Here is a 17938-nt window from a genome sequence, read left to right on the forward strand (position 1 = left end):
AAACGCAATACCCATGAATGCCGCTAAACGCCTGGAAATATTCCGCAGGCTGCATGAAGACAACCCGGAACCGAAGACCGAACTGGCCTACTCGTCGCCCTTCGAGTTGCTGATTGCGGTGATCCTGTCGGCACAATCCACCGACGTTGGCGTCAATAAAGCCACGGCAAAACTGTTCCCGGTCGCCAATACGCCGGCCGCGATTCATGCACTGGGGGTCGAGGGGTTATCGGAATACATCAAGACCATCGGCTTGTTCAACAGCAAGGCGAAAAACGTGATCGAAACCTGTCGGTTACTGGTCGAGCGCCATGCCGGTGAAGTACCGCAGACTCGCGAAGAACTGGAAGCGCTGCCCGGCGTAGGCCGCAAGACCGCCAACGTGGTGCTCAATACCGCATTCCGTCAGCTGACGATGGCTGTCGACACCCATATCTTCCGGGTCAGCAACCGCACTGGCATTGCACCAGGCAAGAATGTGGTCGAGGTCGAGCATAAACTGATGAAGTTCGTGCCCAAGCAGTACCTGCTCGACTCCCATCACTGGCTGATCCTTCACGGACGCTATGTTTGCCTGGCCCGCAAGCCTCGCTGCGGCAGTTGTCGCATAGAAGACTTGTGCGAATACAAGCACAAGACCTCGGACGATTGAGCCTCTATTAAAATAATTGATATATCGATTGAAAAAATCTTTTTTACCCGCCGGGCGATTATCGATATAAGGGGCGCCAAAGGCCTTCTTAGCCTGAGGTAACTAAATGAGCACTGGCAAAGAGCAATTGGACGTAGATGATGAGTTCACTGCCGTTGAAGCTGATGAAGCGGAGCCGGTTGTCGAAGTAGCGAAAACCAACCTTAGCAAACGCCGTACCATCGACAATCTTCTGGAGGAGCGCCGACTGCAAAAGCAATTGGCCGACTACGATTTTGACTTATGACACCTGAAAGCCTCCCGAAACGGAGGCTTTTTTCATTGTGTTGTATTGCGATAATTGCCTGCTAATCACGACCTTTTTCTCCTGGGGTAAAGTCACACTATTCCATTTCGTTGAGCCAACTCAATCAAGTCGACCAATGAGCGAGCGTTGAGCTTCAACAACAAGCGTGTCTTGTAAGTGCTGACGGTCTTGTTACTCAGAAACATTCCGTCGGCAATTTCCTTGTTGGTCTTGCCCCTGGCCAACTGTTGCAACACCATCATTTCCCGCCCCGAGAGACGATCCACCATTTCCGCCTCGCTGGCGTTACCCAAGCTCGCCCGCACTGTATGCAAAGCCTGGTTGGGGAAATAGCTGTAACCGGACAAAACCGCCTTTATTGCGCTGAGAAGTTCAGTCAGATCCTGCTGCTTGCATACATATCCGGCGGCCCCCGATTGCATGCAGCGCATGGAAAAGTGTCCGGGAGTCTGGGAAGTCAATATCAGCACCTTGATTGGCATGGCTGTCGATGCCAGTCGCGCGATAACTTCCAGCCCATCCAGTTTCGGTATTCCGATATCCAGAATGACAATATCCGGCATCAACTCCCGCGCCAATTGCAATGCATCCACGCCATTATCGGTTTCTGCGACAACCTCGTAACCATGACGCTCCATCAACATGCGTACTGCAAGACGTATGACGGGATGATCATCCACGATCAGCACTTTATTCATGGGCAGGTCCAATTTTCGCTGTTCGAATTTTTAGAGCCCGCACAATAGCCTAGTCGTTTCACCCGTTGCATGCCGCGCCCCCCGGCGATCCGCACCGAGAGACATTCCCTACAAGATTCGCGGATTAATCCTACAAAAAACCAGCGAACACAACGCCATAAAAACTGTATCCAAGGCACTGAAAATCTTGCCTGCCGGCTTCCCTCCTGAACGGACGCTCTGAAACCAGAAATGTAAAAGGCATGGCGTGCTCATATATTACGGACACCGGAGGCGAAAACATTAACACCAGAAATATCACACATCAGGCATATACTTGCTCTTACAGCAAAAAATCATGCATGGACAATCATTAACAACACCAAACCATTAACCTAAACAACAACTCCAAATAAACCAACCAAACAGGCATCGACAACACCATGAGTAATAAACATGACCAAACTCAAAAAAAGAATGAGCAACCCTATGACAATAATCGCCACATTCGCAACTCTGTCTGAGACCTCGGCAGCCATTTCCCTGCCTTTTCTCGATAATGATGAAAGAGAAATCTATGTCTGGTTTCTCATCAGCTTCCCGTTTTATCTACTGTTTCTTTTCTTCGCCACTCTCAATTTCAATTATCGGTCGCTGTATTCGCCTTCGGACTTCGAAAAGGACGAGCACTTCCTCAAAGCCATGGACGAAGTTGATCCACCTCCAGGCTGCGCGTCAGTGCAAGATCCTCGGTCTGGAGACTTTCCTTGCCGCGCCCAGGCACCACCCGACGAAACCGACCTGCATTACATTGCCCTGCCCAAGCAGCTCAAGGGCATTCACATCATCGATACACGCTGGATGAAAAGCAGGAGGGAGTTCAAGGCGTTACTGGGGAAGACAAGGAAGCCGCAGGAAGGAAAAGCTCAGGTGATCGTGTTTCTCACCGACAACGCATTGGAAAATCCACTAGGGGACAGCGTCACGGAGTTTTCCAGACAGAATAACAAGCGCGGTCGTGCCAATTGCTGCGTGGCTTACGACTTGAATTCACAAAGGGCGACCGTCATGGACTGGAGCCCGCTGGCAAACACTCAATCCTGAGGCAGGTCTTATCAGTGAGATGCAGAAACGGAGGTATCAGACAGGTCGGCGTGAAATCGTCGTATCGTGAATTCAAACCGAAAAAAAAGTGGTGGCCTCGCCGATGACGAAACCACCACTTCATTTACAGGCTCAAGGCACTCAGAACAGTTTCCGGCCCTTGTTTGCAGCAATACGCATGCGCAAGGCGTTGAGCTTGATGAAGCCCGCCGCATCGGCCTGGTTGTAGGCGCCGCCATCTTCTTCGAAGGTCGCGATGTTGGCGTCGAACAAAGAATCGTCGGACTTGCGGCCGGTGACAATCACATTGCCCTTGTACAGCTTCAGGCGTACGACACCATTCACGTTCACTTGGGAAGCGTCGATCATCTGTTGCAGCATCAGACGCTCAGGGCTCCACCAGTAGCCGGTGTAGATCAGGCTGGCGTACTTCGGCATCAGCTCATCCTTGAGGTGAGCCACTTCGCGGTCCAGGGTGATCGATTCGATCGCACGGTGGGCACGCAGCATGATGGTGCCGCCCGGGGTTTCGTAGCAGCCACGGGACTTCATGCCCACGTAACGGTTCTCGACGATGTCCAGACGACCGATACCGTGTTCACCACCGATACGGTTCAGGGTCGCCAGCACGGTAGCCGGAGTCATTTCAACGCCGTCCAGTGCCACGATGTCGCCGTTGCGGTAGGTCAACTCCAGGTACTGCGGCTTGTCGGGAGCCTTCTCCGGGGAGACGGTCCAGCGCCACATGTCTTCTTCGTGCTCGGTCCAGGTGTCTTCCAGCACGCCGCCTTCATAGGAGATGTGCAGCAGGTTGGCGTCCATCGAGTACGGGGATTTTTTCTTGCCGTGGCGCTCGATCGGGATCGCGTGCTTTTCTGCGTAATCCATCAGCTTTTCACGGGACAGCAGGTCCCATTCGCGCCATGGGGCAATCACTTTCACACCCGGTTTCAAGGCGTAGGCGCCCAGTTCGAAACGAACCTGGTCGTTACCCTTGCCGGTGGCACCGTGGGAAATGGCGTCAGCGCCAGTTTCGTTGGCGATTTCGATCAGGCGCTTGGCAATCAATGGACGAGCGATGGAAGTACCCAGCAGGTACTCACCTTCGTAAACGGTGTTGGCGCGGAACATCGGGAACACGAAATCGCGCACGAATTCTTCGCGCAAGTCGTCGATGTAGATTTCTTTCACGCCCATGGCCTGAGCCTTGGCACGTGCAGGTTCAACCTCTTCGCCCTGACCCAGGTCAGCGGTAAAGGTCACCACTTCACAGTTATAAGTATCCTGCAGCCACTTGAGGATCACCGAAGTGTCCAGGCCGCCGGAATACGCCAGAACGACCTTGTTTACGTCCGCCATGCCATCACTCCACGGGGTTCTACGGAAAGCCGGGAAGTCTACCGCTCATGCAGAATAAATTACAGTGGCGCGACAGCTTATGACGACGAAGCGACAGATTATGTCAAACGCGCGACGATGACCAATCGGTCAGGATGTTGCCGAAGTGGCTTGTTTGGTGGCTTGAGGAGCCACTTGTTCTGACGGCGCGCCTCGTTCCAGGCGTACGGCAACCCGGCGGTTTTTCGCGCGATTGGTATTGTTGGTGTTGGGCACCAGAGGATAACTCTCACCATGGAAGCGCACGGTAATCTGCGATTCCTGGATGCCATTGGCCTTGAAGAACTCCATGACGGCCAAGGCCCGACGACGAGACAGGTCGCGATTGGTCAGGCGATTGCCACCGTTATCGGAGTGGCCGTCGAGCTCGATGCGATTGACCGTCGGATCGGCCTTCATGTACTCCAGCATCACCTGCAACCTGGCTTTCGCGGCCGCGTCCAGGTCGATACCCCCACCGGGAAAACCGATCTGTGACTGTTTCACCTGATCGAAATTCTGTGGCAACAATTTGGCCACGCACCCCTGATAGTCGGCAAACGCCTTGTTGAACCTGACCGGCAACAGGCGCACTTCCGACACCCGCCCGTCCCCCGAGGCATGGCGAACCACGGGACTGCGACCATCGATCAGACCACTGATCAAGCCTCCGGCCTGAGCCTGTGAGCTGTTGAACAGCACATTGCCGCTGCCGATGCGCACGGTGCCCAGATTGATATCGCCCCGCCCGGGTTGCCATGGCGCGGCAGCGGCCAGCAAGGTGGCCGAACCTCCGCCCATCATTGCGTTGTAGGCGTTGAGCCGAAACGTCGCCTGCTCGCCTGCGCGACGCACGAACTGCCCCGAACCGAAATCGGTGATCGGTTGTGTCAGGCGGCATTCGAACTTGTCGCCCTCGACCGTCCACTCAATGCTCTCCAGACGGGTCTGGAAAGTGAGCGCCATCGCGGGAAGGCTGGCAAACACACTGAGCAAGGCTAAATAACGCTGGCGCACGGGAGGCTCCACTGGCTTCTACAACACAAAGACCGACACACAGATGTTTACGGCATACCTGTTGGATATCGGAAGCTTGCGGCAAAACTTGATAGCGAGTGCCTGCAAGAGTCTTTTCCGGTAGCATTCCCCTCAGTTTGACCCGCCTGGAATCCCCTCATGTCCGACCGCCTGACCCTGCTGCGTCCCGACGACTGGCACATTCATCTTCGCGATGGTGCCGTGTTGACCAATACCGTCGCGGATGTCGCGCGCACCTTTGGTCGCGCCATCATCATGCCCAACCTGGTTCCTCCGGTCCGCAATGCGGCCGAGGCCGACGGCTACCGCCAGCGGATCCTCGCTGCCCGCCCGGCCGGCAACCGGTTCGAACCATTGATGGTTCTATACCTGACCGACCGCACCCAGCCTGAAGAAATTCGCGAGGCCAAGGCCACCGGTTTCATTCACGCCGCCAAGCTGTACCCGGCCGGCGCGACCACCAATTCGGATTCTGGCGTCACCAGCATCGACAAGATCTTCCCTGCACTGGAGGCGATGGCCGAAGTCGGGATGCCCCTGTTGATTCACGGTGAAGTCACTCGCGGCGACGTCGATGTCTTCGACCGCGAAAAAATCTTCATCGATGAGCACATGCGTCGTGTGGTCGAGCGTTTCCCGACCCTCAAAGTGGTGTTCGAACACATCACCACCGCTGACGCCGTGCAGTTCGTCAACTCGGCTTCGGCCAACGTTGGCGCGACCATCACCGCACATCACCTGCTGTACAACCGCAACCACATGCTGGTGGGCGGGATTCGGCCGCACTTCTATTGCCTGCCGATCCTCAAGCGCAACACGCATCAGGAAGCCCTGCTCGACGCCGCCACCAGCGGCAGTGAAAAGTTCTTCCTCGGCACCGACTCGGCACCCCATGCCCAACACGCCAAGGAAGCTGCCTGCGGTTGCGCCGGCTGCTATACCGCTTATGCGGCGATCGAGATGTATGCCGAAGCCTTCGAACAGCGCAATGCGCTGGACAAGCTCGAAGCCTTCGCCAGCCTCAATGGCCCGCGCTTCTATGGCCTGCCGGCGAACACCGATCGTATCACCCTGGTTCGTGAAGAATGGACCGCCCCAAGCAGCCTGCCGTTTGGCGAGCTGACCGTTATCCCGCTGCGCGCCGGTGAAAAACTGCGCTGGCGCCTGCTGGAGGAACACGCGTGAGTGAAGACCATTTCGACGACGAACTGGACGGTCAAGGTGGCGGGGGCGGTTCCCGTCATCCAATGGCTGCCAGGTTCCGTGGTTACCTGCCCGTAGTCGTCGACGTAGAAACCGGTGGCTTCAACTCGGCCACCGACGCCCTGCTGGAAATCGCCGCGACCACCATCGCCATGGATGAAAAGGGTTTCGTTTACCCCGATCACACCTACTTCTTCCGGGTCGAGCCCTTTGAAGGCGCGAACATCGAGGCGGCAGCCCTGGAGTTCACCGGAATCAAGCTCGACCACCCACTGCGCATGGCCGTGAGTGAAGAGACCGCACTGAACGATATCTTCCGTGGCGTGCGCAAGGCGCTGAAGGCCAACGGCTGCAAGCGGGCGATTCTGGTCGGGCACAACAGCAGCTTCGACCTGGGCTTCCTTAACGCCGCGGTTGCGCGTCTGGACATGAAGCGCAACCCGTTTCACCCGTTCTCCAGTTTCGACACCGCCACCCTCGCCGGCCTGGCTTATGGCCAGACGGTGCTGGCCAAGGCCTGTCAGGCTGCCGATATCGACTTCGATGGTCGCGAGGCCCACTCCGCTCGTTACGACACCGAGAAGACCGCCGAGCTGTTCTGCGGCATCGTCAATCGCTGGAAGCAGATGGGCGGCTGGGAAGATTTCGACGATTGATTGTGGGAGCGAGCCTGCTCGCGATGGTCGCCAACGATAACGCGGGCAGTCTGGTTTCCCGCGGCGTCATTGAATCCATCGCGAGCAGGCTCGCTCCCACAGGGTTACTTCCCCCCATAAAAAAACCGGCCTCAAGGGCCGGTTTTTTATGCATGGCAGATGCCTTACAGAGCAGCAGCGTGCTCGGTCAGGTAGGCCGCAACGCCTTCTGGCGAAGCGTTCATGCCTTTGTCGCCTTTTTTCCAGTTGGCAGGGCAGACTTCGCCGTGCTCTTCGTGGAATTGCAGAGCGTCGACCAGACGCAGCAGCTCTTCCATGTTACGGCCCAGTGGCAGGTCGTTGATGATCTGCGAGCGGACAACACCTTTGTCGTCGATCAGGAATGCGCCACGGAAAGCAACACCGTCAGCGGACTGAACGTCGTAGGCCTTCATGATTTCCTGCTTGATGTCGGCAGCCATGGTGTAACGGACTTCGCCGATACCGCCATTGTTGACCGGGGTGTTACGCCAGGCGTTGTGGGTGAAGTGCGAGTCGATCGAAACAGCGACCACTTCAACGTTACGAGCCTTGAATTCCGACATGCGGTTGTCCAGAGCGATCAGCTCGGACGGGCAAACGAAGGTGAAGTCCAGTGGGTAGAAGAACACCAGGCCGTATTTGCCTTTGATAGCCGAGGACAGGGTGAAGCTGTCAACGATCTCGCCATTGCCGAGTACGGCCGGTACGGTGAAGTCAGGGGCTTGTTTGCCTACGAGTACGCTCATTGGATATCTCCTGGTGTAGAAACGTGAAAAACCAAGGTTTGCGCCAGCCTGCCACCCTGAAGCGACAGCCCTGTGACACAACCCCTCTTCGAAAAGACCGGCCATCATACACTGCGTATTTGGACTGTCCTCAACGGTTTTTCCCACAGAAGTAAAAATCGCGATGGCGAATTGCCCAACCAGACGGCGGAGCAAAACCGTTCGTCAGCCGTGGGAAAAAGCCTCGAGCAAGTACTTTGACAATCATTCTCGTTAACATTAAGATCCATCGCATTCGAAACATAAACAAGCGACGGTTTTCACTTATGTATGTTTGCCTCTGCACTGGCGTCACCGACGGCCAAATCCGCGATGCGATCTATGAAGGATGCTGCAGCTACAAGGAAGTCCGCCAGGCCACCGGCGTTGCCAGTCAATGCGGTAAATGTGCCTGCCTCGCCAAGGAAGTGGTTCGCGAGACGCTGAGCTCACTGCAGACGGCCCAGGCCGCGATTCCCTTTCCTGCAGAATTTACAGCGGCATAAAAGCTATTTATTTAAAGAACCGGACTGATGTCCGGTTTTTTTATGTCTGAAAATCAACTGCTTAGACTCTAGACGCGGAACACAAACATTCTTATTCCGATTAATTTTCATATATTATTCAATAACTTAAGTTTGACACCCTTAGTTGCTCGGCTCAAACTCTGCCTTATAGACGGCTAACAAAGGGCAGGACCCCATCATGAAAGGCGACGTTAAAGTCATCCAGCATCTCAACAAGATCCTTGCCAATGAGCTGGTCGCAATCAATCAATACTTCCTGCATGCACGCATGTATGAAGATTGGGGCCTGAACAAGCTCGGCAAGCACGAATACCACGAATCCATCGACGAGATGAAGCACGCGGACAAGCTGATCAAGCGCATCCTGTTCCTGGAAGGTCTGCCGAACGTCCAGGACCTGGGCAAGCTGCACATCGGCGAGCACACCAAGGAAATGCTTGAGTGTGACCTGCGTATCGAGAAGACCGGCCACAAAGATCTCAAAGAGGCTATCGCCTTTTGCGAAACCGCTGGCGACTTCGGCAGTCGTGAACTGCTCGAAGATATCCTCGAGTCCGAAGAAGAACATATCGACTGGCTGGAAACCCAACTTGGCCTGATCGACAAGATCGGTATCGAGAACTATCTGCAATCGCAGATGGGTGACGACGAGTAAGTTCCAAGTCGCTGAACTCGATGCAATAAAAAGCCCCGCTCTCTTTTGAAGAGGCGGGGCTTTTTTATATCCGCTGGTTTCAGGATTAATCTGAAACCTTGTAGGAGCGAGCCTGCTCGCGATGGTCGTTAACGATAACGCGGGGTGTCAGGCAACCCGCGGTGTTCTTGAGCCCATCGCGAGCAGGCTCGCTCCTACAGAGAAGCGGGATCAGGCTTCGGTCTTGGCAGCTGCAGCTTTAGCGGCAGCATCTTTGATCAGCGCCTGCAACGAACCATCAGCCGACATCTCGATCATGATGTCGCTACCACCAACCAGTTCGCCAGCGACCCACAGTTGCGGGAAGGTTGGCCAGTTGGCGTATTTTGGCAGGTTGGCGCGGATTTCCGGGTTCTGCAGGATGTCCACGTACGCAAACTTTTCACCACAAGCCATCACGGCCTGTGCGGCTTTCGCGGAGAAGCCACACTGTGGGGCATTCGGCGAGCCTTTCATGTAAAGCAGAATGGTGTTGTTGGCAATCTGCTCTTTAATCGTTTCAATGATATCCATGGAGCACCTCGGCTGAACTTTCCGACTCATGGGTCGGCACGGTGGCGCATTGTAACGGAAAGCCGAGGGCCATGCTCGGTCTCTCCGTCAGATACGATCAGGCCGCTGCCACGGTCACCGGAACGCCGTTCAACGCCGCATTCCCCGACAGCTCATCGAGCTGGCATTCGTCTGTCAGGTCGTTGGCGCTGGAACCTGGCTGGCCACTGGCGATGGTCATCTGCACACCTGGTCGCGCATGACCCCAACCGTGGGGAAGACTGACCACACCTTTCATCATATCCAGGCTGCCAAGCACTTCCACTTCGATCTCCCCGACGCGGGAACTGACCCGCACGCGCTGCCCATCGCTCAACCCGCGACTGGCCAGATCGTCCGGGTGCATCAACAGTTGATGACGCGGCTTGCCCTTCACCAGTCGATGGTAGTTGTGCATCCACGAATTGTTACTGCGCACATGTCGCCGGCCAATCATCAACAATTCATCGGCAGCCGGCGCCTGCAACGCAGCGAAGCGTGCGAGGTCGGCGAGAATCACCTCGGGGGCCGCCTGAACCCGCTGATTGGCCGTCTTCAGGCGAGACGCCAGGTTGGGCTTGAGTGCGCCCAGATCAACGCCATGGGGATGATCGAACAAGGTCGCCAGGGACAATTTGTGCTCGGAAGCATCGCCATACGCCCCCATGCGCAAGCCGCGATCGATCATTTGGGCCGGGGCAATGGTCGGTTTGAGCTCCTTGCCGGTCTTGGCCGCAAATGCTTTCGCCAGCCCGACGAAAATCTCCCAGTCATGCAGCGCGCCTTGCGGCTTGGCGAGAATCGCCCGGTTGAAACGGCTGACGTTACGCACCGCGAACATATTGAAGGTGGTGTCGTAGTGATCGTTTTCCAGTGCCGAAGTCGAAGGCAGGATCAGGTCGGCATAACGGGTGGTCTCGTTGATGTACAGGTCGACGCTGACCATGAACTCCAAGCCGTCCAGCGCCTGTTCCAGCTGGCGGCCGTTCGGTGTGGAAAGCACGGGATTGCCTGCCACGGTGATCAGTGCACGGACCTGCCCTTCCCCTTCGGTCAGCATTTCTTCGGCCAGCGCCGACACCGGCAACTCGCCGCCGTATTCGGGGCGCCCGGAGACCCGGCTCTGCCACAAATTGAAATGCCCGCCCGAGGTCGAGGCCACCAGATCCACCGCCGGCTCGGTGCACAGAGCACCACCGACACTATCGAGATTGCCGGTGACCAGATTGATCAACTGCACCAGCCAATGACACAAGGTGCCGAAGGCCTGGGTCGAGACCCCCATGCGACCGTAGCAAACGGCGCTCGGTGCGGCGGCGAAATCCCGGGCCAACTGGCGGATCTGCTCAGCCGGCACCGCGCACAAAGGGCTCATCGCCTCTGCAGAGAAAGCGGCAATGGACTCGCGCACCTGCTCCAGGCCATCCACCGGCAGGTGGCTGTCTCGGGTCAGGCCTTCATCGAACAGGGTGTTGAGCAGGCCGAACAACAACGCCGCATCGCCACCGGGACGGACGAACAGATGCTGGTCGGCAATGGCGGCTGTCTCGCTGCGACGCGGATCGACCACGACGACCTTGCCGCCCCGGGCCTGAATCGCTTTCAGGCGTTTTTCCACATCCGGTACGGTCATGATGCTGCCGTTGGATGCCAGCGGGTTGCCGCCGAGAATCAGCATGAAGTCGGTGTGATCGATGTCCGGGATCGGCAGCAGAAAGCCATGGCCGTACATCAAATGACTGGTCAGGTGATGGGGCAACTGATCGACCGATGTCGCGGAATATCGATTACGGGTTTTCAGCAGGCCGAGGAAATAGTTGCTGTGGGTCATCAGCCCATAGTTATGCACGCTGGGATTGCCCTGATAAACCGCCACCGCGTTTTGCCCGTGCCTCTCCTGAATCGCCGCCAGGCGCTCGGCGACCAGGTTGAAGGCATCTTCCCATTCGATGGGTTGCCATTCATTGCCTACGCGTCGCATCGGTTGATGCAGGCGATCCGGATCGTTCTGAATATCCTGCAGGGCCACGGCCTTGGGGCAGATGTGTCCGCGACTGAAGGTATCCAGCGGATCGCCCTTGATCGAGGTGATTTGTACGTTGCCGGCGTCGACCTCGGTGGTTTCGATGGTCAGGCCGCAAATGGCTTCACACAGGTGGCAGGCACGGTGATGGAGAGTCTTGGTCATGGCCAGTCTCTGTCTTGTTCTGGGCGGTCAATATCAGCCGCGGGAACAAAACTATGGCGCCAGCCCCGCCACCGCGCCAGCGACGTTTGTCCTGTGAATTGCCGACCATCAGGCCAGCCGATGGCCGCGAAGGTTCAGCTCGACGGCAGCCCGGGCGGTGCCTGCAACTGGATTTCCTGGATCGTTTCGATCTGTTCGTGGCCGACGTGCACGCCAGTCAGTTCGCCGATCAGCCGCCAGTGTTCGTCGAGTCCGGTGCTGATGGTGGCCATGCGATCGATCATGCGGCGGCCGGCATCCCGTGTCACAGGATCGGGACTTCGCAGCAATTCGAATGACATGGATGTCATGGAGGCGGTCAGGTGTGTCAGGGAGCGGGCCGTCAGGCCGAGCAATTCCATTAGCTGTTGTTCTTTCGATTCCATTGCGCAGGCTCCCTGCATCGCGAGTGATTTATTTATAACTCAGCACTTTGCATTAGCAAATGTTTCAGATGGAACGCCAGAGGCACGTCCTGTGAACCACCATTCAGAAACCGACCGCGAGTGCTCTGCCACCGCCCGCTGGTTTGCCAAGTCGCGCGGACGCGGTGTACAAATGTCTGGCTGCTGTCAGGAAACAGGCTTCAAAAGCGCTACTGCGGTTATCCCGTAGCCCCTCTGAATTCCCCCTAAAAACCGTAGCCCTATTGGTAAGACGCGACATTTAATTATAAGATCGCGCCTTCCCCTATTTCGTCGCCCCGTGCGGCTTACGCCGCAGGTCTCGCCCGTTGTTCCGTTAAACAAGGCTTTGAGCATCTGCGGTTTGTAGCAAAAAGGTAGTCAATGATGAGCGCAAGGCACTTTCTCTCCCTGATGGATTGCACGCCCGAAGAGCTGGTCAGCGTGATCCGTCGAGGCGTTGAGCTCAAGGACCTGCGTAACCGCGGCGTACTGTTCGAGCCTCTGAAAAACCGCGTGCTCGGGATGATTTTCGAGAAGTCCTCGACCCGCACCCGCATTTCTTTCGAAGCCGGCATGATCCAGCTCGGCGGCCAGGCGATCTTCCTGTCCCCGCGCGACACCCAGCTGGGCCGTGGCGAGCCGATCAGCGACGCCGCCATCGTCATGTCGAGCATGCTTGATGTAGTGATGATCCGTACCTATGCCCACAGCACATTGACCGAATTCGCCGCCAATTCGCGCGTCCCGCTGATCAACGGCCTGTCCGACGATCTGCACCCATGCCAGCTGCTGGCCGACATGCAGACCTTCCTCGAACACCGCGGCTCCATCCAGGGCAAGACCGTGGCCTGGATCGGTGACGGCAACAACATGTGCAACAGCTATATAGAAGCAGCGATCCAGTTCGACTTCCATTTGCGCATCGCTTGCCCTGAAGGCTACGAGCCGAACCCGAAATTCCTCGCCCAGGCCGGTGATCGGGTGACCATCGTTCGGGACCCGAAAGATGCCGTGCGCGGCGCCCACCTGGTGAGCACCGACGTCTGGACCTCCATGGGTCAGGAAGAAGAAACCGCCAAACGCCTGAAGCTGTTCGCCCCCTATCAGGTGAACCGTGCCCTGCTCGACCTGGCCGCCAGCGACGTGCTGTTCATGCATTGCCTGCCGGCTCACCGTGGCGAGGAAATCAGCGTCGACCTGCTCGACGACCCGCGCTCGGTCGCCTGGGATCAGGCCGAGAACCGCCTGCATGCGCAAAAGGCCCTGCTCGAGTTTCTCGTTCCGCCGGCGTACCACCACGCATGAGCCAGCCATTACTGCTTAACCTGCGCAACCTCGCCTGCGGCTACCAGGATCAGCGCGTGGTGCAGAACCTCAACCTGCATTTGAACGCCGGCGATATTGGTTGCCTGCTGGGGTCTTCCGGCTGCGGCAAGACCACCACTCTGCGTGCAATCGCCGGTTTTGAGCCGGTACACGAAGGTGATATCCAGCTCGCCGGCGAGACCATCTCCAGCGCCGGTTTCACCCTCGCACCGGAGAAACGCCGGATCGGCATGGTGTTCCAGGACTACGCGCTGTTCCCGCACCTGACCGTGGCCGACAACATCGCCTTCGGCATTCGCAAGCATCCGCAAAAGGAACGCGTCGTCGAAGAATTGCTGGAACTGGTCAACCTGAAGAATCTCGGCAAGCGTTATCCCCATGAGCTTTCCGGTGGCCAGCAGCAACGTGTCGCCCTGGCCCGCGCCCTGGCGCCGGAACCGCAACTGTTGCTGCTCGACGAACCCTTCTCCAACCTCGATGGCGAATTGCGCCGCAAGCTCAGCCACGAGGTGCGCGACATTCTCAAGGCCCGTGGCACCAGCGCCATCCTGGTGACCCACGATCAGGAAGAGGCCTTCGCGGTCAGTGACCACGTCGGCGTGTTCAAGGAAGGCCGGCTGGAACAGTGGGACACGCCCTACAACCTCTACCACGAACCGCTGACACCCTATGTGGCCAGCTTCATCGGTCAGGGTTACTTCATTCGCGGTCAGTTGAGCAGCCCGGAGTCGGTGCAGACCGAGCTGGGCGAGTTGCGCGGTAACCGGGCCTACACCTGGCCGGTGGGCGGCGCGGTGGACGTGTTGCTGCGTCCGGACGACATCGTTTATGCACCGGACAGCGCGTTGAAGGCGCGGATCACAGGCAAGTCATTCCAGGGAGCATCGACGCTTTATCGCCTGCAGATGCCGACCGGCGCGCAACTGGAGTCGATTTTCCCCAGCCATGTCGATCGTCAGGTTGGTGCTGAAGTAGGGATTCGGGTCGCGGCTGAACACTTGGTGTTGTTCCAGGCTTCCAGCAGCATGGCGGCGCAGATTCCGGTCGTTGAGTCCGGTGTGCGGCGGTACAGCACTGCTCACTGATAAACACACATTCAATGTAGGAGCGAGCCTGCTCGCGATGGTCGTCAACGATAACGCGGGGCGCCTGGTTCCCCGTGGTGTTCTCGAGTCCATCGCGAGCAGGCTCGCTCCTACAGTTTTTTGCGTTAACCCAGCATCAGTGTGCCACTGGCCACCAACGTCGCATTCCCGCCGATCTTCACCCGATCCCCTTCCAGCCGGCAGAACAATTCCCCACCTCGTTTGGAGCACTGGTAAGCCGTCAGGCTCGACTTGCCCAGGCGCCTGGACCAGTACGGGATCAGGCTGCAATGGGTGGAACCTGTCACCGGGTCTTCGTTGATGCCAATGGCCGGCGCGAAGTAGCGCGAGACAAAGTCATGCTTACTGCCCCGGGCAGTCACGATGGCGCCCAGCCAGGGCAGTTTCGCCAGGGCAACCATGTCCGGCTGGCAGTCGAGCACCGCCTGCTCGGACTCCAACACCACGAACAATTCATTGGAGCCCAGTACGTCGACGATCTCCACGCCCAGTGCGCGCTCGACCTCCTGGGTCACGCCCACCTCCGATGGCACGATGGCCGGAAAATCCAGCCACAACCGGCTGCCTTCGCGACTGACGCTCAGCGGACCTGACTTGCAGGTGAAGTCCAGGCGCTCGACCGGCTCCTTGTAGACTTCAAACAACACGTGAGCGCTGGCCAGGGTGGCATGACCGCACAGCGGCACCTCGGTGGTCGGGGTGAACCAGCGGATATGCCAGCCGAGTCCTTCGCGCACCACAAAGGCGGTCTCCGCCAAATTGTGTTCGGCGGCGATTTTTTGCATCAACTCGTCAGCGAGCCAGGCGTCCAGCCGATAGACCATCGCCGGATTACCGCTGAAGGCACGATCACTGAACGCGTCGACCTGATGAAACTCAAGCTGCATAACAATCTCCCTGTTGTCAGGACTTGTAGGAGCGAGCCTGCTCGCGATGGTCGTCAACGATAACGCGGGGAATCTGGTTCCCCGTGGTGTTCTTGAGTCCATCGCGAGCAGGCTCGCTCCTACAGGGGTTCGAATTCATCAAATGTGAACGAGCGGTCAGGCGCGGCCGATGTCGGCGAACTTCGCCTGGGTATGTTCGGCCAGCACCGCAGGGGCCAGTTCCACCTCAAGACCACGTCGTCCGGCGCTGACGAAAATGCTCGCAAATGGCTGGGCTGAGTTGTCGATGAAGGTACGCAGGCGCTTTTTCTGGCCCAGAGGACTGATCCCGCCCAACAGATACCCGGTCGAGCGCTGGGCAGCGGCGGGATCGGCCATCTCGACTTTCTTCACCCCGGCGGCATGGGCTAGGGCCTTCAGGTCCAGGGTTCCGCCCACCGGTACCACGGCCACCAGCAGCTCGTTTTTTTCGCTGGCCGCCAGCAAGGTCTTGAACACCTGCGCCGGGTCCAGGCCAAGCTTCTCTGCAGCCTCCAATCCATAGGACGCCGCTTTGGGGTCATGTTCATAACTGTGTACACGGTGTTCGGCGCGAACCTTTTTCAGCAAATCCAACGCAGGTGTCATGACAGCTCCAGACTGGGCGGCAGTAGAAAAACACTGCGCCGAATTCTAGGACATTGATCCGCAAAAGGCTCCCATGTCGAGTGCTCCCCTATGGGCCGTTCGATTTCGACCTTTGACAGCCCCATTTCCTGTCTATATTTTTTCGTTTATGAATTTATACGAACCCAACACTCGACACTGACGGCAACCCCACATTTCTTGATACCGTTGGCCCATGACCACGCCGACAGGATCACGCACCAGGCTCCGCTCCCTTTTTCGTCCAAGGCAATCGACATGACCGACACACAAAACAAGAACTACATCATTGCCCTCGACCAGGGGACAACCAGTTCCCGGGCGATCATTTTCGACCGCGACGCCAACGTGGTCTGCACCGCCCAGCGCGAATTCACCCAGCATTACCCCCAGGCCGGCTGGGTTGAACATGACCCGATGGAGATCTTCGCCACCCAGAGCGCGGTGATGGTCGAGGCCCTGGCGCAAGCGGGACTGCATCACGATCAGGTCGCGGCCATCGGCATCACCAACCAGCGTGAAACTACCGTGGTCTGGGACAAGAACACCGGTCGGCCGATCTACAACGCCATCGTCTGGCAATGCCGTCGCAGCACCGAAATCTGCCAGCAGCTCAAGCGCGACGGTCATGAGCAATACATCAGCGAGACCACCGGGCTGGTCACCGACCCTTATTTCTCCGGCACCAAACTCAAGTGGATCCTCGACCACGTCGAAGGCAGCCGTGAACGCGCACGCAAAGGCGAGTTGCTGTTCGGCACGGTCGATAGCTGGCTGATCTGGAAATTCACCGGCGGCAAGGTCCACGTCACCGACTACACCAACGCCTCGCGCACCCTGCTCTTCAACATCCACACCCTGGACTGGGACGCGAAGATGCTGGAGCTGCTGGATATCCCCCGGGAACTGCTGCCGGAGGTCAAAGCCTCCTCGGAAATCTACGGCCGCACCAAAAGCGGCATTGCCATCGGTGGTATCGCCGGCGACCAGCAGGCGGCGCTGTTCGGCCAGATGTGCGTCGAGGCCGGTCAGGCGAAAAACACCTATGGCACCGGTTGCTTCCTGCTGATGAACACCGGCAACAAGGCCGTGAAATCCACTCATGGCATGCTCACCACCATCGCCTGTGGTCCCCGTGGCGAAGTGGCTTACGCACTGGAAGGTGCCGTATTCAACGGTGGTTCAACCGTGCAATGGCTGCGTGACGAGCTGAAAATCATCAATGACGCTCACGATACCGAGTACTTCGCCAGCAAGGTCAAGGACAGTAACGGCGTGTACCTGGTCCCCGCGTTCACCGGCCTCGGCGCGCCCTACTGGGATCCGTATGCCCGTGGTGCGCTGTTCGGCCTGACCCGTGGCGTACGGGTGGATCACATCATCCGCGCGACTCTGGAATCCATCGCCTACCAGACCCGCGATGTGCTCGACGCCATGCAGCAAGACGCCGGCGAACGCCTCAAGGCCCTGCGGGTCGATGGTGGTGCGGTGGCGAACAATTTCCTCATGCAATTCCAGGCCGACATTCTCGGTACCCAGGTCGAACGCCCGAAGATGCGCGAGACCACGGCGCTGGGCGCAGCCTATCTGGCGGGCCTGGCCTGCGGCTTCTGGGGCAGCCTGGAAGAACTGCGCGGCAAGGCGGTGATCGAGCGTCGGTTCGAACCGACACTGGACGAAGCGCAGAAGGAAAAGCTCTACGCCGGCTGGAAAAAAGCGGTCAGCCGCACCCGCGACTGGGAGCCACAGGAAGGCGCCGAGTAAGCCAGGCGCAAGAGCCGTAACCTGA

19 protein-coding genes are annotated in these 17938 nt (G+C 57.8%); 10 read left to right on the forward strand and 9 right to left on the reverse strand.

Annotation, left to right across the window (positions count from 1 at the left end):
* Nucleotides 1-13: 13 nt before the first annotated feature.
* The gene (gene nth, locus DKY63_RS14370) at nucleotides 14-652 is read left to right on the forward strand and encodes an endonuclease III (protein ID WP_056853596.1); all 639 of its coding nucleotides are present in this window, start codon (nucleotides 14-16) and stop codon (nucleotides 650-652) included.
* A gap of 106 nt (nucleotides 653-758) precedes the next feature.
* Nucleotides 759-938 carry a PA3496 family putative envelope integrity protein gene (locus DKY63_RS14375; RefSeq protein WP_110964707.1) on the forward strand — a complete coding sequence of 60 codons (180 nt, stop codon included), beginning with the start codon at nucleotides 759-761 and terminating at the stop codon, nucleotides 936-938.
* Nucleotides 939-1030: 92 nt separating this feature from the next.
* Here the strand turns inward: DKY63_RS14375 and DKY63_RS14380 are convergent, their stop codons facing one another.
* Complete coding sequence (locus DKY63_RS14380) at nucleotides 1031-1657, reverse strand: response regulator transcription factor (protein ID WP_110964708.1); 627 nt, start codon at nucleotides 1655-1657, stop codon at nucleotides 1031-1033.
* A 435-nt stretch (nucleotides 1658-2092) separates the two neighbouring features.
* Here DKY63_RS14380 and DKY63_RS14385 point away from each other — a divergent pair, with 435 nt between their 5' ends.
* Nucleotides 2093-2740, forward strand: coding sequence for a hypothetical protein (locus DKY63_RS14385; RefSeq protein ID WP_110964709.1), 648 nt, complete (start codon nucleotides 2093-2095; stop codon nucleotides 2738-2740).
* A 141-nt stretch (nucleotides 2741-2881) separates the two neighbouring features.
* On the opposite strand, the gene DKY63_RS14390 is transcribed toward DKY63_RS14385, so the two are convergent.
* Together DKY63_RS14390 and DKY63_RS14395 are read right to left on the reverse strand one after the other, a co-directional pair.
* A complete protein-coding gene (locus tag DKY63_RS14390) occupies nucleotides 2882-4099 on the reverse strand; it encodes an argininosuccinate synthase (protein ID WP_110964710.1) in 1218 nt (405 codons plus the stop codon).
* Nucleotides 4100-4228: 129 nt separating this feature from the next.
* Nucleotides 4229-5134, reverse strand: coding sequence for a flagellar protein MotY (locus DKY63_RS14395; RefSeq protein ID WP_110964711.1), 906 nt, complete (start codon nucleotides 5132-5134; stop codon nucleotides 4229-4231).
* A 159-nt stretch (nucleotides 5135-5293) separates the two neighbouring features.
* Here DKY63_RS14395 and pyrC point away from each other — a divergent pair, with 159 nt between their 5' ends.
* The gene (gene pyrC / locus DKY63_RS14400; RefSeq protein ID WP_110964712.1) at nucleotides 5294-6340 is read left to right on the forward strand and encodes a dihydroorotase; all 1047 of its coding nucleotides are present in this window, start codon (nucleotides 5294-5296) and stop codon (nucleotides 6338-6340) included.
* Nucleotides 6337-7014, forward strand: coding sequence for a ribonuclease T (gene rnt / locus DKY63_RS14405; RefSeq protein ID WP_110964713.1), 678 nt, complete (start codon nucleotides 6337-6339; stop codon nucleotides 7012-7014). Before pyrC ends, rnt begins: the two co-directional genes overlap by 4 nt.
* A 164-nt stretch (nucleotides 7015-7178) precedes the next feature.
* On the opposite strand, the gene DKY63_RS14410 is transcribed toward rnt, so the two are convergent.
* A complete protein-coding gene (locus DKY63_RS14410) occupies nucleotides 7179-7781 on the reverse strand; it encodes a peroxiredoxin (RefSeq protein WP_007971324.1) in 603 nt (200 codons plus the stop codon).
* Between the two features lie 305 nt (nucleotides 7782-8086).
* Here DKY63_RS14410 and DKY63_RS14415 point away from each other — a divergent pair, with 305 nt between their 5' ends.
* A complete protein-coding gene (locus DKY63_RS14415) occupies nucleotides 8087-8305 on the forward strand; it encodes a bacterioferritin-associated ferredoxin (protein WP_110964714.1) in 219 nt (72 codons plus the stop codon).
* Between the two features lie 199 nt (nucleotides 8306-8504).
* A complete protein-coding gene (gene bfr, locus DKY63_RS14420) occupies nucleotides 8505-8981 on the forward strand; it encodes a bacterioferritin (RefSeq protein ID WP_110964715.1) in 477 nt (158 codons plus the stop codon).
* A gap of 210 nt (nucleotides 8982-9191) precedes the next feature.
* Here the strand turns inward: bfr and grxD are convergent, their stop codons facing one another.
* From grxD to DKY63_RS14435, 3 genes are all read right to left on the reverse strand, one after another.
* Nucleotides 9192-9533, reverse strand: coding sequence for a Grx4 family monothiol glutaredoxin (gene grxD / locus DKY63_RS14425; protein WP_110964716.1), 342 nt, complete (start codon nucleotides 9531-9533; stop codon nucleotides 9192-9194).
* A gap of 97 nt (nucleotides 9534-9630) precedes the next feature.
* Nucleotides 9631-11739: a molybdopterin oxidoreductase family protein gene (locus DKY63_RS14430; RefSeq protein WP_110964717.1), complete on the reverse strand. Its 2109-nt coding sequence runs from the start codon at nucleotides 11737-11739 to the stop codon at nucleotides 9631-9633.
* Nucleotides 11740-11873: 134 nt separating this feature from the next.
* On the reverse strand, nucleotides 11874-12164 hold the full coding sequence (locus DKY63_RS14435; protein ID WP_110964718.1) for a hypothetical protein: 291 nt from the start codon (nucleotides 12162-12164) through the stop codon (nucleotides 11874-11876).
* A gap of 405 nt (nucleotides 12165-12569) precedes the next feature.
* Here DKY63_RS14435 and argF point away from each other — a divergent pair, with 405 nt between their 5' ends.
* Together argF and DKY63_RS14445 are read left to right on the forward strand one after the other, a co-directional pair.
* Nucleotides 12570-13490, forward strand: a complete 921-nt coding sequence (argF, locus tag DKY63_RS14440) for an ornithine carbamoyltransferase (RefSeq protein WP_110964719.1) — start codon at nucleotides 12570-12572, stop codon at nucleotides 13488-13490.
* Nucleotides 13487-14596, forward strand: a complete 1110-nt coding sequence (locus DKY63_RS14445; RefSeq protein WP_110964720.1) for an ABC transporter ATP-binding protein — start codon at nucleotides 13487-13489, stop codon at nucleotides 14594-14596. The genes argF and DKY63_RS14445 overlap by 4 nt, the downstream gene beginning before the upstream one ends.
* Before the next feature lie 125 nt (nucleotides 14597-14721).
* Here the strand turns inward: DKY63_RS14445 and DKY63_RS14450 are convergent, their stop codons facing one another.
* Nucleotides 14722-15504, reverse strand: a complete 783-nt coding sequence (locus tag DKY63_RS14450; RefSeq protein WP_110964721.1) for a PhzF family phenazine biosynthesis protein — start codon at nucleotides 15502-15504, stop codon at nucleotides 14722-14724.
* Between the two features lie 156 nt (nucleotides 15505-15660).
* Nucleotides 15661-16131 carry a Cys-tRNA(Pro) deacylase gene (gene ybaK, locus DKY63_RS14455; RefSeq protein WP_110964722.1) on the reverse strand — a complete coding sequence of 157 codons (471 nt, stop codon included), beginning with the start codon at nucleotides 16129-16131 and terminating at the stop codon, nucleotides 15661-15663.
* 276 nt (nucleotides 16132-16407) lie between these two features.
* On the opposite strand from ybaK, the gene glpK reads away from it, so the two are divergent.
* Nucleotides 16408-17913: a glycerol kinase GlpK gene (gene glpK / locus DKY63_RS14460; protein WP_110964723.1), complete on the forward strand. Its 1506-nt coding sequence runs from the start codon at nucleotides 16408-16410 to the stop codon at nucleotides 17911-17913.
* Nucleotides 17914-17938: the final 25 nt, after the last annotated feature.

Source organism: Pseudomonas putida (assembly GCF_003228315.1).
In the GTDB taxonomy this organism is placed as follows: Bacteria; Pseudomonadota; Gammaproteobacteria; order Pseudomonadales; family Pseudomonadaceae; genus Aquipseudomonas; species Aquipseudomonas putida_S.

What these genes read in the sequence shown, in the direction of transcription:
- nth (WP_056853596.1), top strand. Translation starts at nt 14, where the DNA reads ATGAATGCCGCTAAACGCCTGGAAATATTCCGCAGGCTGCATGAAGAC.
- DKY63_RS14375 (WP_110964707.1), top strand. Translation starts at nt 759, where the DNA reads ATGAGCACTGGCAAAGAGCAATTGGACGTAGATGATGAGTTCACTGCC.
- DKY63_RS14380 (WP_110964708.1), bottom strand. Translation starts at nt 1,657, where the DNA reads ATGAATAAAGTGCTGATCGTGGATGATCATCCCGTCATACGTCTTGCA.
- DKY63_RS14385 (WP_110964709.1), top strand. Translation starts at nt 2,093, where the DNA reads ATGACCAAACTCAAAAAAAGAATGAGCAACCCTATGACAATAATCGCC.
- DKY63_RS14390 (WP_110964710.1), bottom strand. Translation starts at nt 4,099, where the DNA reads ATGGCGGACGTAAACAAGGTCGTTCTGGCGTATTCCGGCGGCCTGGAC.
- pyrC (WP_110964712.1), top strand. Translation starts at nt 5,294, where the DNA reads ATGTCCGACCGCCTGACCCTGCTGCGTCCCGACGACTGGCACATTCAT.
- DKY63_RS14410 (WP_007971324.1), bottom strand. Translation starts at nt 7,781, where the DNA reads ATGAGCGTACTCGTAGGCAAACAAGCCCCTGACTTCACCGTACCGGCC.
- DKY63_RS14415 (WP_110964714.1), top strand. Translation starts at nt 8,087, where the DNA reads ATGTATGTTTGCCTCTGCACTGGCGTCACCGACGGCCAAATCCGCGAT.
- bfr (WP_110964715.1), top strand. Translation starts at nt 8,505, where the DNA reads ATGAAAGGCGACGTTAAAGTCATCCAGCATCTCAACAAGATCCTTGCC.
- grxD (WP_110964716.1), bottom strand. Translation starts at nt 9,533, where the DNA reads ATGGATATCATTGAAACGATTAAAGAGCAGATTGCCAACAACACCATT.
- DKY63_RS14430 (WP_110964717.1), bottom strand. Translation starts at nt 11,739, where the DNA reads ATGACCAAGACTCTCCATCACCGTGCCTGCCACCTGTGTGAAGCCATT.
- DKY63_RS14435 (WP_110964718.1), bottom strand. Translation starts at nt 12,164, where the DNA reads ATGGAATCGAAAGAACAACAGCTAATGGAATTGCTCGGCCTGACGGCC.
- argF (WP_110964719.1), top strand. Translation starts at nt 12,570, where the DNA reads ATGAGCGCAAGGCACTTTCTCTCCCTGATGGATTGCACGCCCGAAGAG.
- DKY63_RS14445 (WP_110964720.1), top strand. Translation starts at nt 13,487, where the DNA reads ATGAGCCAGCCATTACTGCTTAACCTGCGCAACCTCGCCTGCGGCTAC.
- DKY63_RS14450 (WP_110964721.1), bottom strand. Translation starts at nt 15,504, where the DNA reads ATGCAGCTTGAGTTTCATCAGGTCGACGCGTTCAGTGATCGTGCCTTC.
- ybaK (WP_110964722.1), bottom strand. Translation starts at nt 16,131, where the DNA reads ATGACACCTGCGTTGGATTTGCTGAAAAAGGTTCGCGCCGAACACCGT.
- glpK (WP_110964723.1), top strand. Translation starts at nt 16,408, where the DNA reads ATGACCGACACACAAAACAAGAACTACATCATTGCCCTCGACCAGGGG.